Origin of the sequence: Aulosira sp. FACHB-615, assembly GCF_014698045.1 — a bacterium.
Lineage (GTDB): Bacteria > Cyanobacteriota > Cyanobacteriia > Cyanobacteriales > Nostocaceae > Nostoc_B.
In genome coordinates this window covers 24,424-39,918 of the sequence record NZ_JACJSE010000019.1, presented here as the reverse complement: position 1 = coordinate 39,918, position 15,495 = coordinate 24,424, and the positions used below count along the sequence as shown (strand labels likewise).

The window sequence follows — 15,495 nt, the reverse complement described above, 5'->3', positions numbered from 1 at the left end:
TCTGTTAAAAACCTATACTTGTGAGGAGTGGGGAGTAGAGGCTAGGGACTAATGCAACAACTTAACCTGTAACCTGTCACCTCTAGCCACTAACCTCTACTCAGATTCTTTCTTCGCCTCTGCTTTATCAATCATTGGCACAACTAACACTTTATCTACCCGATTACCGTCCATATCCATCACCTCAACCCGCATTCCTTCCCATTCAAAATGATCGGCGGCGGAGGGGATGCGGCCTAAATGGGTGATGACAAAGCCCCCCAAGGTTTGATAGCTACCGCGTTCGTCATCCCATTCTTCCATCTCGAATAGTTCAAAAAACTTTTCTACGGGTAACATACCGTCCAACAGCCAAGAACCATCTTCTCTCTGTACATATTGGGGTTCGTCTTCGTCGAGATCGGCGGGAACATCACCGACAATTTCGCTCATAATGTCGTTAAGGGTGACTAATCCTTGAATTACGCCGTATTCATCCACCACAATGGCCATGTGGGTGATAGTTTGCTTGAATAATTCCAACACTTTCAAGCCACGGGTGCTTTCGGGGACAAATACAGGTTGACGCAAACCCACTGTCAAATCTAAAGCTTCATTCCGAAAACTGCGAGCGAGTAAATCGGTGACAGGGATGATCCCCAGGACATTATCAAGCCCTCCCTGACAAACTGGATACCGGGAATAACCATTTTCAGTCATTTTCTGGCGGTTTTCTTCGGCGGTGTCTTCTAAGTCTAGCCAGATGATATCAGGGCGGGGTGTCATAAAAGAACTGACAGGGCGATCGCCTAAACGAAACACCCGTTCTACCATATCTTGTTCTGCTTCTTCAAAGGTTCCCGCTTCTGTACCTTGTTCAATCAAGATTTTAATTTCTTCTTCAGTTACCTGCGGTTCTTCTGAAGGGGTGATTCCTAAAATTCGCAACACCAATTCTGTAGAAGCACTCAATAAATGCACTGCTGGGGAAGCGATCGCTGCTAAAGCCCGCATTGGGATCGCCACAAACGCTGCTATTCTTTCTGGGTTATTTAATGCCAAACGCTTCGGCACTAATTCCCCGATGATCAAAGATAAATACGTAATAATTAAAACGACTATCCCAAAAGATACTGGTTCGCTGTAAGGAGCTAACAAGGGGATCAGTTTTACATATACTGCCAAGCGGTTAGCAATTGTCGCTCCCCCAAAAGCACCAGTCAGAATACCGATGAGGGAAATTCCGACTTGAACGGTAGATAAGAAATTATTGGGAGATTCTGCTAGTTTCAATGCTGCTCTGGCGTTAGCATCTCCTTGATTAGCAAGCTGCTGAAGCCTGACCTTCCGCGCTGAGACAACAGCCATCTCCGACATCGAGAAGATCCCGTTGGCAATAATTAGTACCAAAATGATTAAAATTTCAGAAGTGATGGAGGACATGTTTGGATTTGCCGCAATAGGGAGCGAACTATGCTTAACCCCTAGTATCTAGTATTAAACGTTATTCAAGTTCTGAGATGTGTGCTTTTACCAAAAAAGGCAAAAGACTCCAGAATAAAATCTAGACTCGGAGGTAGAAGGTTAAAGTACTACTAATCGCAGAATTTAACCTTGGAAAATGTCTAAATTCTCTGACTATAGGCATATACTTCATACTTTATACTTCATATTTCATACTTCCTCATTCTTCCATAGAAGTAATGAGTGGAGTGTCAACCCATTTAAAATAGTGAACATAAACTACCTATAGATTTTCTTATCACTGAAGACTTCCACCTCTAGTAGAACTTATGGCATTTTCTTCGATTGTGCGTGCCTTGGCGCGATCGCCACTCACCACAGAACTACTTTCTAAGCTCAATCGTCAACAAGATTTACGCTTAAATGGTATTCCCCGTCTACCCAAGGGCTTGGTAGCATCGGCATTAGCACAAAATTCAGGAAGGAATTTATTTGTCGTCTGTGCGACCCTAGAAGAAGCCGGACGCGCCTACGCTCAATTAGAGGCGATGGGCTGGTCAACAGTACATTTTTATCCAACTTCCGAAGCCTCACCTTACGAGCCTTTTGACCCCGAAACGGAAATGACCTGGGGACAAATGCAGGTTTTGGCGGATTTGGTGAAGGGTCAGTCATCAGTTATCAGTCAACAGTTATCAGTTAACAGTCAACAGTCATCAGTTAATGGTCAAAATAAGACGATAGCGGTGGTTGCTACTACAGGGGCGTTACAGCCGCATTTGCCGCCGCCAGAGGCTTTTACACCTCTAAGCCTGACCTTGACTAAAGGCATGGAATTTGACCTGAATACTTTCAGTACCAAAATTACTACCTTGGGTTACGAGCGAGTACCTTTAGTAGAAACAGAAGGTCAATGGAGTCGGCGCGGTGATATTGTCGATGTTTTCCCGGTTTCTTCAGAATTGCCAGTGCGCTTGGAATGGTTTGGCGACGAAATTGAGCAAATCAGAGAATTTGACCCGTCAACCCAGCGTTCCGCCCTTGACAAAATAGCTCAGGTTGTGCTGACACCGACTAGTTTCACTCCCATAATTTTGGACGCACTTAAAGATAGTGCTGAGTTCCAAGTGCTAAGTGCTGAGTTGAAAAATGAATCGGAACTTACAACGGAAGAATCGGGAGTTTTAGAAGGTAGCAGGCGGTTTTTGGGGTTGGCTTTTGATAAACCAGCATCGGTTTTAGATTATCTGCCTGAAAATACTTTAATTGCCATTGACGAACCAGAACAGTGTCACGCCCATAGCGATCGCTGGGTGGAAAATGCTGAGGAACAATGGTCGCTGGGGACTGGGGAATTAGATTTGGGTTCTCTGCAATTGCCGAAAATTCATCGGTCATTTGATGATTGTCTAACTGAACTTACCCAATTTCCCACTGTTTATTTATCGGAAATCGCCGAGGAAAACAACGGGATTAATTTAGCCAGCCGTTCTGTACCTGTGACACCCCATCAGTTTGGCAAGCTGGCGGAAACATTACGCCAAGAACGCGATCGCAATTTCTCAATTTGGCTAATTTCTGCCCAACCTTCCCGTTCTGTCTCTCTATTACAAGAACACGACTGTCCGGCGCAATTTATCCCCAACCCGCGCGACTACCAAGCCATTGAAAAGCTACAAATCAACCATACCCCAGTCGCCTTAAAATACTCTGGTTTGGCGGAACTGGAAGGATTTATTCTGCCAACTTTCCGTTTAGTCGTGGTCACAGACCGGGAATTTTACGGTCAGCATTCCCTCGCCACGCCAGGATATATCCGCAAACGTCGGAAGGCGGCTTCCAAGCAAGTTGACCCGAATAAATTACGTCCGGGAGATTATGTAGTTCACAGAAGCCACGGGATAGGTAAGTTTGTCAAGCTGGAAAGTTTGACGATTAACGACGAAACCCGTGATTACATCGTCGTACAATACGCTGATGGTTTGTTGCGGGTGGCGGCTGACCAAGTTGGTTCTTTGTCAAGGTTCCGCGCCACAGGCGATAAAGCCCCAGAACTGCACAAAATGACTGGGAAGGCTTGGGACAATACCAAGAATCGCGTCCGTAAAGCCATCAAGAAATTAGCGGTAGATTTGCTGAAATTATATGCAGCGCGATCGCAACAACAAGGTTACGCCTATCCTCACGATATGCCTTGGCAAGAGGAAATGGAAGATTCTTTCCCTTACCAACCGACAACAGACCAGCTAAAAGCCGTCCAAGATGTCAAACGCGACATGGAAAGCGATCGGCCAATGGATCGGTTAGTATGTGGTGACGTTGGTTTTGGTAAAACGGAAGTCGCAATCCGCGCCATTTTCAAAGCCGTGACTTCTGGTAAACAAGTCGCACTCCTCGCACCAACTACCATTCTTACCCAGCAACACTACCACACCTTGAAAGAACGCTTTGCCCCCTACCCTGTGAATGTCGGCTTACTCAACCGCTTCCGCACTGCTGAAGAACGTCGTAATATTCAAAAACGATTAGCGACAGGCGAGTTAGATATCGTTGTGGGTACGCACCAACTGTTAGGAAAAGGCGTATCTTTCCGCGACTTGGGTTTATTGGTGGTGGATGAAGAACAAAGATTTGGGGTGAATCAAAAAGAGAAAATCAAATCCTTGAAAACTCAGGTTGATGTACTCACACTTTCCGCCACACCTATTCCCCGTACGTTGTATATGTCCTTGTCGGGGATTCGGGAAATGAGTTTGATTACCACACCACCCCCAACCCGCCGACCAATTCAAACCCATCTTTCACCGTTGAATCCCGAAACAGTCCGCAGTGCAATTCGCCAAGAATTAGACCGAGGCGGACAGGTATTTTATGTAGTTCCGCGAGTGGAAGGAATTGAAGAGACGACAGCCAAATTGCGAGAGATGATACCGGGAGGAAGATTTGCGATCGCTCACGGGCAAATGGACGAAAGCGAGTTAGAATCAACCATGCTCACCTTCAGTAATGGTGAAGCAGACATCTTGGTATGTACAACAATTATTGAATCAGGTTTAGATATTCCCCGCGTCAACACCATCTTAATTGAAGACGCACACCGCTTTGGATTAGCGCAACTATACCAATTACGCGGTCGTGTCGGTCGTGCAGGTATTCAAGCCCATGCTTGGTTATTCTATCCCAAGCAGCGCACCTTATCTGATGCCGCGCGGCAGAGATTAAGAGCGATACAAGAATTTACTCAACTCGGTTCCGGCTATCAATTGGCAATGCGCGACATGGAAATCAGGGGTGTGGGTAACTTGCTGGGTGCAGAACAATCTGGTCAAATGGATGCGATCGGTTTTGATTTGTACATGGAAATGTTAGAAGAAGCGATTCGAGAAATTCGCGGTCAAGAAATACCCCAAGTTGACGATACGCAAATTGACCTCAACCTCACCGCATTTATACCCGCCGATTACATTCCCGATATTGATCAAAAGATGAGTGCGTACCGTGCAGTAGCGGCGGCGAAATCTAAAGAAGAACTCACGCAGATTGCAGCAGAATGGAGCGATCGCTATGGTACTTTACCCGTTCCCGCCAATCAACTTTTGCGCGTTATGGAACTCAAACAAATAGCCAAAAAATTAGGATTTAGCCGGATTAAACCAGAAAACAAACAACACGTAATTTTAGAAACACCAATGGAAGAACCTGCATGGAATTTACTTGCAGCCAACTTACCAGAACATTTAAAAACGCGCTTTGTTTACTCCCCTGGTAAAGTCACAGTCCGAGGTTTAGCGGTGATGAAAGCCGACCAACAATTGCAAAGCTTAATTGATGCAATGGGGAGAATGCAAGGTGCGATCGCAGAGGCGGCTGTTGTTTGATACTACTAATTATGTAGGAATTTAAATTTTGTTGCATAAACATGGGATGATTTCTTGTAAAATCGAATTTCATCCCACAATTCGGCAGCAACAATTAAATAGTGGTGATAAAACTCCCTATTTCTGGCAATGACCACATTCTTATTTTGGAATATAAACAAAAAGCCATTAATCAAAGAAATTACTAATCTTTGCAGAATATATAATGTTGACCTTTTAATATTGGCAGAATCAAATATTTCTGATGTAGAAATTTTATTAAGCATAAATTCAGACGAGCAAAGAGTTTATTTAGCATTGTTTAATACTTTATCTACAAGAATTAAATTTTACTTTAGATATCCGCCAGAATGTGTAGAACCCGTAACAGATGAAGGATACATATCTATTAGAAGGCTATCACCACCTATTGGCAATGATATTCTGATAGCAGGGATTCATCTTTCTAGCAAACTTCGTATGACAGAAGATGATCAAAAATTCCAAGCAACAAGAATGGCTGAAGTCATTAGAGAAGCTGAGGTAAGAGTTGGACATGAGAGAACTATAGTTATCGGTGACTTAAATATGAATCCCTTTGAAGTAGGTGTTGTTGCAGCAGACGGTTTTCATGCGGTAATGGATCAAAATATTGCCCGTAAGCGTAGCCGAACCGTACAGGGAAAAGAGAGATTATTTTTTTACAATCCTATGTGGGGGAAAATGGGCGATACAACTCCTGAACCTCCAGGTACGTATTTCTATCCAAGTTCTGGTTATGTCAACTATTTTTGGAACACTTTTGACCAAGTTTTATTAAGACCTGATTTATTAGACTTTTTTAGTCCAAAAAATTTAAAAATCATCTCTGATATTGATGGCAAAAGCCTATTAACATCTAATAATAAAATTTCAACTGCTTATTCTGATCATCTACCAATAGTTATTCAACTTGATAATGAGAGGATTGATAATGTCTCCCAATAATAAGAATTTATGGGGCGAACTGCCAAAAAATGTAGAGGTGCGTACACCATATTTGATTTTAAAAGAGCAAGCCTCTATTCTCACACAAATGACACAAGGATTGCTCATAGGTGAAGTGGACAGAAGGCCATCTCTTGACCAAGATATTTTTTCTGTCCGCTTGATGATAAAAGTCCCAGCACTCAATAGCTATACCTACTCGGTAGTGGAAGTAATATACCCATTGCAACTTTATCCTTTGGAAATCAGAGATTTAACTGGCTCTTTTAGAGATGTACAATGTTCTTCTGAACAGGAGTTTGAAGTATCCCTTGGTCAAATACTGTCTTCCGATCCAATTAAAAGAGTTATATCAACATTATTAACTGAAATTCAGTCAAGCGAGAAACTACAAGAGGATACTTTTTAATACGCTTATAAAGGTGTTTTATATATTCTTATGGTGAAGTCACAGTAAACGGTTTAGCTGTGATGAAAGCCGACCAAAAATTGCAAAGCTTGATTGATGCAATGGGGAGAATGCAAGGTGCGATGCCTACGGCAAGCCTCTGAACATCTAAGCAGAAGCAGCTATTGTTTAAATAGCGTGTAGTTCAGTTTATAATCCTGCTTTCTGCCAGTACTTACTCTTGGTTAACGATAAAATTTAGAAGTGACTATACATAGCTTGTAAACATGAGCCAAAATATCAGGCAAGTAATCATGTATCGGGACGAAGATGGCTACTGGATTGTAGAGTGTCCCAGCCTCAAAGGTTGCGTCAGCCAAGGGAAAACGAAAGAGGAAGCCCTTGTAAATATTAAAGAAGCGATCGCCGGCTATGTTGCTGCACTTAAAGAAGATGGCTTACCCATCCCAGAAGAAAACTTTGAAACATTTCTGGTGGTTGTGTGAGTAAGCTACCCAGCATTTCAGGACAAGAATGTGTCAAAGCTCTAGAAAAAATTGGCTTCTACCAAAAACGAAGAGAAAGCAGTCACATTATTATGCGTCGAGATGAGCCATTTGCTCAAGTTGTTGTTCCTGATCATCAAGAGTTAGCTAAAGGAACTTTGAGGGCGATTATTCGAGATATTGATTTAAGTGTAGAGGAGTTTATCGCATTACTTTAGGATAGAGTTTCCAATGGTACAGACACCATCCAAAAATTTGACATTAGAGGAGTTTCTCAAACTACCAGAAACTAAACCTGCTAGTGAATACATTGATGCTCAAATTATTCAGAAACCCATGCCACAAGGTGAACACAGTACAATTCAAGGTGAACTGATTATTACCATTAATGGAGTCACTAAGCCGCAGAAAATTGCGCGTGCATTTCCAGAGTTGCGCTGCATTTTTGCTGGACGTGCTATTGTTCCAGATGTATCTGTGTTTCTTTGGGACAGAATTCCGCGAAATGAAAATGGGGGTGTAGCAAATGTTTTTGCATTAGCACCCGATTGGATAATTGAAATCCTTTCTCCTGAGCAAAGCCAAAGTAAGGTGATTGCTAAAATATTGCACGCTTTGAAGCATGGAACTCAAATGGGTTGGTTGATTGACCCAAGTGAAAAAGTAGTATTTGTTTATTTCTCAAATCAGCCACCAGAGTTATTTGATCAAGCAGAGCAGTTACTTCCTGTACCATCTTTTGCGAGTGAGTTACAGCTTACTGTAGGTGATTTGTTCGGTTGGCTATTAGAGTAGAAAGTGAACATGAATATTAATCTTGATTTACCACTAGACCTAGAAAAAGAGCTTTGTAATGAAGCTTCTCAACTTAATTTGACTCTTTCTGAATATATTCTTCGTGTTCTGACTGTCCGGCAAGTTTTAGTAAATCCACCAAAGACAGGCGCAGAACTTGTTGCTTATTGGCAGAGTGAAGGTGTGATCAATTCAAGACCTGATATTACAGATAGTCAAGCCTACGCTCGTCAATTACGCCATGATGCTGAGACCCGTGAACGAACTTAGGTTAAGTTGATGTATTTGCTAGATACGGACATTTTAATTGATATTCAACGGGGTCATACTCCTGCAATAACTTGGTTTGCCAATTTAGCAGAATTACCTAGTGTACCTGGGTTTGTGGTAATGGAATTAATCCAGGATGCTCAAAACAAACAAAAGTTGCGTAATACCCTAAAACTGGTTGCACCGTTACCCATAGTCTGGCCAACTGAAGCTGATTTAAACCGCGCCTTGTTAGATTTCGCTACCTACCATTTGTCAGACAGTTTAGGATTGTTAGATGCTTGAATTGCTGCTTGTGCTGTTGGACGAGGAGCAACGCTTTGTACGTTCAATGTCAAACATTATCGTGTTATTCCTGGTCTGATGGTAGCAAAACCATATACACGTTAACAGCTAAGTCGCTCAAAGTTAGACTTAACAAATTTGCTGTAACAAATATTTGTTTTGTCTGGATTTTTTGTTTTTTGTTTGTTATGCTTGTTGTTAACCAGTACATTTGTTTAGGGGCAAGCTAATGAGTTATGATACTGCCCGTCAACAACACATTAAGTGGATACAACAGCAGATACAAGAGAAAATGTCTACTCTAACCGAAGTTGAAGAACTTGTATCGCAGCTAAAAGCTGACATTGAATATTTTAAGTTAATGTTAGACATACATGAGAAGGCTAACGCTGATGCTCTTAGTCAAAATACGTTCATAGTCTATAACTATAACCAAAGTCCTAACCAAGAGTCTAAGCAAATTCAAACAAGCAATCCTAAACTGGCTAGTGATTTTCACAATGGAGTTCGAGATGATAACAAGCGTTCTCCCAAAGAAATGCTACGTGCGGAGTTTGCTAACAAAACTTTAGCAGAGGTAGCTGACATACTCTTGAACAGCCAGAATCAGGCTCTGACTGCGGATGAGATTGCGCGAGAGATATTTCTGACAGAAAACAATGAAGAGTATGTACGTGCGAGAAATTCTTTATCTACTGAATTGCGTAGAGGAGCTAAAGAAGGTAGATGGAAACAAATAGGACGTGGTTCTTTCGCTTCTATCCAAAGTAAAAATTTACAAGATGAAAATCTAGTTACTGCATATTTATCAACCAATGGAAGCCGAACAAATAGTTAAGGTTGAGTAGGTTTCTCATAAATCAGTATTAAACAAATAAGGAGAAGAATTTTTATGCCTCAACTTGCAGCACAGCTTGGTGGCAGAGATAGTCGTTCAAACGACTTACTACGCCATATCGATCCTGATGGTGCAGAGTACTTCACTGTCAAAAGCACAGGGCAATCTGGAATGTCTCACGCTGGATTAGCTCGGTTTATAGGCGTAAGAGGAAAGGCTATATGGAGATGGGTAAATTTAGTTCGCAAATCTAATCCTTCACACAATTCTCTGCCAGAATGTCTAAAACCATTTGCTGGCTACAACCTAACCCTTTCAGGATATTCTGACCCCGAAGGACGGGATATTCTTGCAGATGGCTTTTGTGCAGCAATGATTGAGTATTATGCCTCATACTCAAAGCAAGTCAACAAAGAAAGCCAAATAAAAGCTAAACAAACTTTAGATTTAATCAAGCATCTGGGGATGCGACTTTTTATTCACAAAAAAACTGGATGGCAGTCTAGCTATCACTCTTCGTCCTCAGTAGAAGATAACTTTGAACTAGAATTTGAAGCTCACAGAGTACGTTTCAGTATCAGAAAAATTCTACGGCTTGATGATTATCCAGAACTACAATCAGCTATTAAAGAATACGGTGAAAAGCATCATTGTTTATGTCCGAAGCTTTTTTGTGATACTCACGATGCGATGAACGAGCTTCTGCAAGGTTTAAAAGCTAGAGAAATCAGACAAAAAAACAAATTATCACGGAGTGTATCCCTTCGAGATCACTATGATACGCGTCCTTTGATGGATTATTCAGCCCTCACGCGATTAGCTGCTAACCAAATTCGTTATGAAGATAAACACCCAGTAGAAGCTGTTGGTATTGCTTTTAAGCTTTTACTTCCTAAACACACACCACAACCAATAGAAATAATTGAGAATGTGTACAAAGCCGATCAAAGATTTAGAAGGTTAACAAAACAGAAAAAGTTAGCAGCATCTGTTCAACTATCTTTTTTAACAGATGAGCTAGAAATAAAACCTCAACTTTTATAACAACTAAACAACTAGTACGATCTCTATTCTGTAATTGGCCAATGTTTATTCTTCTTTAACTTGAAAATTTGAATTGAGATTCAATCAAACATATTGAAATAAATACAGGAATATTTCCCATGACTCAATTTGCAGCCCAATTTAGCAGCAGAGATGGTCTCTCACTAGAACTACTGTATCATGTTGATCCTGATGGTGTAGAGTACTTTACAGTTATAGCGACAGGTCAATCCGGGATGTCTCAATCTGGTTTAGCTAAGTTTTTAGGAGTACATGACAAAAAAATAGCAAGTTGGATCAAAAGAGTGCAGCAGGCTGATCCGCTAAACAATTCTCTGCCAAAATGCTTAAAGTTATTTGCAGGTAACTATCCGAATATTCTAGGTTACTTTGATTATGAAAACAGAAATATTTTGTCAGATAGTTTTTGTATAGCCATAATTGAGTACTATGCTTCATACTCAAAACAGGTAAACAAAGAAAGTCAAGCCAAGGCTAAACAAGCTTTAAAGCTGATTTCATGCCTCGGAATGCAATCTTTCATACATCAAAAAACTGGATGGAAGCCTAACGATTTATCATCGTCTACAACAAACATTTGGTGGCAGAAAATTGCAGGAACATTTGCTGATAACTCAGCTTATGATCAAGCTATGCAGCTAGGGCGAGAATATCGTGAATCTCTGCACTCAAATTTACCAGAATCACACGATATTTAGATGTATATTCTCGATACAGATCATCTCAGTGTTTTAGATCGCGGAGGAGTACAGGCACAAACTCTGCTCATGCAATTGGCAAACGTAAATCCTAATCAAGTTGTAGCCACAATCATTAGCTATGAGGAGCAAATGCGAGGTTGGTTGAGTTATGTGGCAAAGGCTCAAACTGTTGAAGGACAAGTTTTAGCCTACAAGGAGTTAAAAAAGCAACTAGCCAATTACTGTGTTATCCCCATCATAGAATTTGATCAACCAGCAGCCCAAGAATTTCAACGGCTCAAAAAAGCTTACCCTCGACTTGGCACGATGGATTTAAAAATCGCTGCTATAGCTCTAGTAAATCAAGCTATTCTATTGAGTCGAAATTCTGCTGATTTTGGACAAATAGCAGGATTAAGCATAGAAGACTGGACATAAACGTACAGGCTGCTGTCTCAGTTTTAGGAATGTTGTGCGATCGCCTTTTCCCTAGTTGGTTTTTACACCAACAAACCCAATAATCAGATGTACTAAAATTGAGATCCAACCTCTGTTAGAGTGTTTTCGTATGTCTTTGCAAGAGCTTAAGGAGCAAGCCTGTAAACTTTCTGTGAGCGATCGCCTTGCTCTCATCAGTGCTGTAATTCAATCGCTACAAGACACGCCTCAGATGGATAACTGGCAATATCTAGTTGCACGTCCTCACAGTTGGCGGAAACAACTTTATATTAAAGGGCGTAAATTACTTGCCTCAACTGTTTGGCAAGACATGATGGTAAATCAGATGTCGCCAGAGGAAGCAGCAGAAAATTGGGATTTACCGATATCTGCTATTTATGAAGCGATTAGTTATTGTGAGAGTCATCAAGAACTACTGAAGTTAGAATCCGACGAAGAACGTCATCGCTTAGAAGCAAAAGGAGTCCCACTTGAGTCTACGAATGCTGCTTGATGAGGATTCACAGGCAAAATATTTGGTCAATCTTCTACAAGCAGCAGGTTATGATGTGGTCACAGTTAATACAGCAGGTTTAATGAATCGTCCCGATTCAGTTGTACTAGACTACGCTAGGCAAAATCAGCGAGTGCTACTTACACGCAACTGTGATGACTTCCAGGAATTGCATCAAGCCAGCCCAGTACATTCAGGGATTTTAGCGGTTTATCAAAATTCTGATGCTACCAAAAACATGAGCTATCAGTTAATCGTAAAGGCGATCGCAAATTTGGAAGCAGCAGAATACATACTTAATAATCAATTCGTGGTTCTTAATCAATGGAATTATTGACTCTCAACCTCTGCAATCACTAGTTCATCTCTCCAACGAAAAGCTTACTCTGAGGCGATCGCAAAATTTCATGCAATGCAGGCAAAACCCAAGAGTTAAATACCAATAAATAAGACTAAAATTCTTTGTGTTGATAAGCTAAATAAACAGCTTCTAAAAAAATATCAGGCGCAACTGCTGGCAAGTTATCTAAGTTAACAATGGCTGCGACTTGTTGAGTTAACTTAGAAGCAAGTGCTACTCTTGATTTAGTTGCCATTGCGCCACGTCGCTGCAAGTATTCTCGAATTACGGCAAAATCATCTGGTAATAATTGCGATAAATCAGCAATATCTAGCAATTCTGTATAGAGTGATTTTGCTTGTTCTGAGATTGTGAAAGTTGCCGATTGTGTGGCTATTTCAGATTCAATCACAATTGTACCAGCGACCCAATCACCCAGGCGTTTTTCACGGCTGCTAAACATAATAAAAAAAGCACCCAGAAAGAAAAATTCGTCTAAAGGTCGGAGTAAGGCGCGTAAAGTTGTCTGTGCTAACCCAACAGGTCTACCATCATCTCGCACGACCCGAATTTTGGCAAAGCGTTTTCCTGGGGTTTGCCCTTGCCATAAGGTTTCAAAAAATACAAAATAACCAACGTAAATTCCGAAGAGAAGTAAAAAGGTAATGGCAACTAGCCAAAGTCCTACTTGTGAACCAATAGCCTCTTGTTGTTCCAAAATATCAGCTAACTGACCAGATACATAAATCCAGGCATAGATGCACACTAAGATAATTACAGCTAATGCCAGATAGTCAATTACCAAAGCCCAAGCACGGTTTCCTATCCCAGCAAGGGTAAATTCTAGTTCGACGCTTTCGGGGGTGCGGAATTTAACGCGGTTAAAAAAGTGCATAAATAATATTTTTACTTTAGATTTCGCGATCGCGTAACTGTAAGCCTAACCCTTCCCGGCGGCTACGGAGGTCATAATAAACCACGGCTTTAATTGCTTGCCACAATGGTACAATTGCCGCACCACTAGTAAAACTTAAAGCCAGAACTAAGACAAAATAAAGCAGCGCAAACAATCCAGAATCTTCTCCACTAATTGCAAAAAAAGCCACCTGAAGAATACTAGTAATAATCTGCACGAGAATTTGAATTGGGATGGTAATTAAAAAAGTAATAAAGGAAATTAATACAATCCGCCACACATAACCTTCGGTTAACTCCCAGCTACGACTAATAGATGATGTCGCGTCAATATTTTCCTCAATAGCTAAAGGCACATCAACCAAGAAAAATCGAGTTAAAAACCAAAAAACTCCCAGAAAAATTCCAATGCCTGCGATAATGGCGATCGCAACCAATAAAATCACACCGGCAAGATTTCCTTGTTGACCAGATCCCCCAATTAAGACTGCTGACAAAAAACCAAACAGCCCAAATACAATAGCCATTCCCAACACAATACCTAAGCCTAAAAAACCCATTAACAGCGTCATCAGTAAAAATTGCCACATTCTAGAATTGACAAAGCGTTCGCCTGATGAGATGCTTTCTGGTTGATTAACTAGTTCGCCAAAAGCCAAGCGCGAAATTAGCGCAATCAGGGCGTAACATTTTCCCCAGCCATATATAGGTACCAATATCCAGACATAAGCTTTTAATGCCAATAAAAAATAATCCTTCAAATGAGAGCGATATAGCCTTATACCTGCACTGACAACATTTCCCACACTGAGTGGTTGTATAGGACTTGGAGAACCAATATTTCCCGACATGATGCCAAATTTCCTTGAAAGTACAGTTGTGAATTTGTGGCTATCTTAAGGTAGGTTATAGCAATTCGTAATTCGTAATTTGTAATTCGTAATTAACAAATGTAGACATAATTGAGGTTTTAGGCTGCGTTAGGGAATAAATTTTAGAAAATGAATCCTAATTGCTCATATCATTTCTTGATGAAGATGTAATTTATAGTTTTTTCTTGTGTCTTCCGTGTCTCCCTTGTCTTCCTTGTCCCCCTTCTACCAAGCTACTCCTTACTCCCCGACTCTATGAATATTCAACGATGGATTACCCGCAGAGAACCAAATTGGCAGCGTTTGGATGCTTTATTAAAGCAAGTAGAAAAAAAAGGACTGAAATCAGCACGCGCTGGGGAAATTAGGGAATTAGCCAGTTTATATCGTTCCGTGGCGGCAGATTTAGCCCGCGCCCGTACACAACAAATTGGTCAGACTTTAATCCAAAGTTTGCAAATTTTAACAACTCGCGGTTACACCCAAATCTACCAAGGTTCGCGGCGACAAGAATGGCGGGCGGCGCTGGAATTTTACCGTTGGGGTTTACCGTTAGTTGTACAGCAGACATTTCCTTATATTGCTTTGGCTACAGGTTTGTTTTTGCTGGGGGGAGTGGTTGGTTGGTGGTATGCTTGGCAAGACCCAACATTTATGTCGTTGGTAGTGCCACAACACTTAATTTCTCAGGTACGGGATGAGCATAAACTATGGATGGGGTCGATTGTGGGAGTTGAACCTTTGGCATCCAGCAGCATCATGATTAATAATCTATCGGTGTCTTTTGGTGCGGTTGCTGGGGGAATTACGGCGGGATTATACACAACTTATTTAATGGTATTTAATGGTTTATTAATTGGTGCTGTTGGTACTTTAGTCGGTCAAAATAATTTAGCTTATCCTTTTTGGGCGTTTGTTTTTCCCCACGGGGCTTTGGAATTACCTGCGATATTTTTTGCGGGTGGTGCAGGTTTATTATTAGCTAGAGCAATTTTATTTCCTGGTAAATATCGCCGTGGTGATGCGTTAAAGTTCTATAGTTTTCAAGCGGCACAATTAGTTTTTGGGATTGTACCTATGTTAATTATTGCTGGTACAATAGAAGGCTTTTTTTCGCCTAATCCCAATGTCCCAGACCCAATTAAATATCTTGCGGGACTAGGATTATTTGTATTTTTAGTGTTGTATTGTAACCGCAAACGTGGTTAGTCAATTTTATCTCTAGTCCTTCTTAGTAGAACTATAGGAATCCGGTTTGATTTCTGAATTTATTTGTGTAGGTAGGGAATAGGGAATGGGGAG

At 41.1% G+C, this 15,495-nt stretch carries 18 protein-coding genes; 15 read left to right on the top strand and 3 right to left on the bottom strand.

Annotated elements, in window-relative coordinates:
• Positions 1-96: 96 nt before the first annotated feature.
• Positions 97-1,422, bottom strand: coding sequence for a hemolysin family protein (locus H6G77_RS24060; RefSeq protein WP_190592814.1), 1,326 nt, complete (start codon positions 1,420-1,422; stop codon positions 97-99).
• 350 nt (positions 1,423-1,772) lie between these two features.
• Here H6G77_RS24060 and mfd point away from each other — a divergent pair, with 350 nt between their 5' ends.
• The 14 genes from mfd to H6G77_RS23990 all read left to right on the top strand — a co-directional run bounded on the left by mfd (position 1,773) and on the right by H6G77_RS23990 (position 12,403).
• The gene (gene mfd / locus H6G77_RS24055; RefSeq protein ID WP_190872928.1) at positions 1,773-5,321 is read left to right on the top strand and encodes a transcription-repair coupling factor; all 3,549 of its coding nucleotides are present in this window, start codon (positions 1,773-1,775) and stop codon (positions 5,319-5,321) included.
• Between the two features lie 129 nt (positions 5,322-5,450).
• Positions 5,451-6,287 carry an endonuclease/exonuclease/phosphatase family protein gene (locus H6G77_RS24050; protein WP_190872927.1) on the top strand — a complete coding sequence of 279 codons (837 nt, stop codon included), beginning with the start codon at positions 5,451-5,453 and terminating at the stop codon, positions 6,285-6,287.
• Positions 6,274-6,696, top strand: a complete 423-nt coding sequence (locus H6G77_RS24045) for a hypothetical protein (RefSeq protein ID WP_190872926.1) — start codon at positions 6,274-6,276, stop codon at positions 6,694-6,696. Before H6G77_RS24050 ends, H6G77_RS24045 begins: the two co-directional genes overlap by 14 nt.
• A gap of 266 nt (positions 6,697-6,962) precedes the next feature.
• Entirely contained in the window at positions 6,963-7,181 is a 219-nt protein-coding gene (locus tag H6G77_RS24040) for a type II toxin-antitoxin system HicB family antitoxin (protein WP_199331624.1), read from the top strand.
• On the top strand, positions 7,178-7,399 hold the full coding sequence (locus tag H6G77_RS35850; protein WP_190592818.1) for a type II toxin-antitoxin system HicA family toxin: 222 nt from the start codon (positions 7,178-7,180) through the stop codon (positions 7,397-7,399). The genes H6G77_RS24040 and H6G77_RS35850 overlap by 4 nt, the downstream gene beginning before the upstream one ends.
• 13 nt (positions 7,400-7,412) lie before the next feature.
• Positions 7,413-7,976 (top strand): Uma2 family endonuclease, encoded by a 564-nt coding sequence (locus H6G77_RS24030; RefSeq protein ID WP_190872925.1) that lies wholly within the window; start codon positions 7,413-7,415, stop codon positions 7,974-7,976.
• A 9-nt stretch (positions 7,977-7,985) separates the two neighbouring features.
• Positions 7,986-8,246, top strand: coding sequence for a hypothetical protein (locus H6G77_RS24025; protein ID WP_190872924.1), 261 nt, complete (start codon positions 7,986-7,988; stop codon positions 8,244-8,246).
• A 9-nt stretch (positions 8,247-8,255) separates the two neighbouring features.
• Positions 8,256-8,531: a VapC toxin family PIN domain ribonuclease gene (locus H6G77_RS24020; RefSeq protein WP_242049292.1), complete on the top strand. Its 276-nt coding sequence runs from the start codon at positions 8,256-8,258 to the stop codon at positions 8,529-8,531.
• Between the two features lie 229 nt (positions 8,532-8,760).
• Positions 8,761-9,369: a hypothetical protein gene (locus H6G77_RS24015; protein ID WP_190872923.1), complete on the top strand. Its 609-nt coding sequence runs from the start codon at positions 8,761-8,763 to the stop codon at positions 9,367-9,369.
• A gap of 54 nt (positions 9,370-9,423) precedes the next feature.
• Positions 9,424-10,413 (top strand): hypothetical protein, encoded by a 990-nt coding sequence (locus H6G77_RS24010; protein WP_190872922.1) that lies wholly within the window; start codon positions 9,424-9,426, stop codon positions 10,411-10,413.
• Positions 10,414-10,532: 119 nt separating this feature from the next.
• On the top strand, positions 10,533-11,132 hold the full coding sequence (locus H6G77_RS24005; RefSeq protein ID WP_190872970.1) for a hypothetical protein: 600 nt from the start codon (positions 10,533-10,535) through the stop codon (positions 11,130-11,132).
• Positions 11,133-11,552 carry a type II toxin-antitoxin system VapC family toxin gene (locus H6G77_RS24000; protein WP_190872921.1) on the top strand — a complete coding sequence of 140 codons (420 nt, stop codon included), beginning with the start codon at positions 11,133-11,135 and terminating at the stop codon, positions 11,550-11,552.
• A gap of 130 nt (positions 11,553-11,682) precedes the next feature.
• Entirely contained in the window at positions 11,683-12,066 is a 384-nt protein-coding gene (locus H6G77_RS23995) for a hypothetical protein (RefSeq protein ID WP_190872920.1), read from the top strand.
• On the top strand, positions 12,056-12,403 hold the full coding sequence (locus H6G77_RS23990; RefSeq protein ID WP_190872919.1) for a DUF5615 family PIN-like protein: 348 nt from the start codon (positions 12,056-12,058) through the stop codon (positions 12,401-12,403). The genes H6G77_RS23995 and H6G77_RS23990 overlap by 11 nt, the downstream gene beginning before the upstream one ends.
• A gap of 115 nt (positions 12,404-12,518) precedes the next feature.
• On the opposite strand, the gene H6G77_RS23985 is transcribed toward H6G77_RS23990, so the two are convergent.
• Both H6G77_RS23985 and H6G77_RS23980 read right to left on the bottom strand, forming a co-directional pair.
• On the bottom strand, positions 12,519-13,301 hold the full coding sequence (locus tag H6G77_RS23985; RefSeq protein ID WP_190872918.1) for an RDD family protein: 783 nt from the start codon (positions 13,299-13,301) through the stop codon (positions 12,519-12,521).
• Positions 13,302-13,317: 16 nt separating this feature from the next.
• Entirely contained in the window at positions 13,318-14,172 is an 855-nt protein-coding gene (locus tag H6G77_RS23980) for a DUF975 domain-containing protein (RefSeq protein WP_190872917.1), read from the bottom strand.
• Between the two features lie 276 nt (positions 14,173-14,448).
• Here H6G77_RS23980 and H6G77_RS23975 point away from each other — a divergent pair, with 276 nt between their 5' ends.
• Positions 14,449-15,402: a stage II sporulation protein M gene (locus H6G77_RS23975; protein WP_190592823.1), complete on the top strand. Its 954-nt coding sequence runs from the start codon at positions 14,449-14,451 to the stop codon at positions 15,400-15,402.
• Positions 15,403-15,495 lie beyond the last annotated feature (93 nt).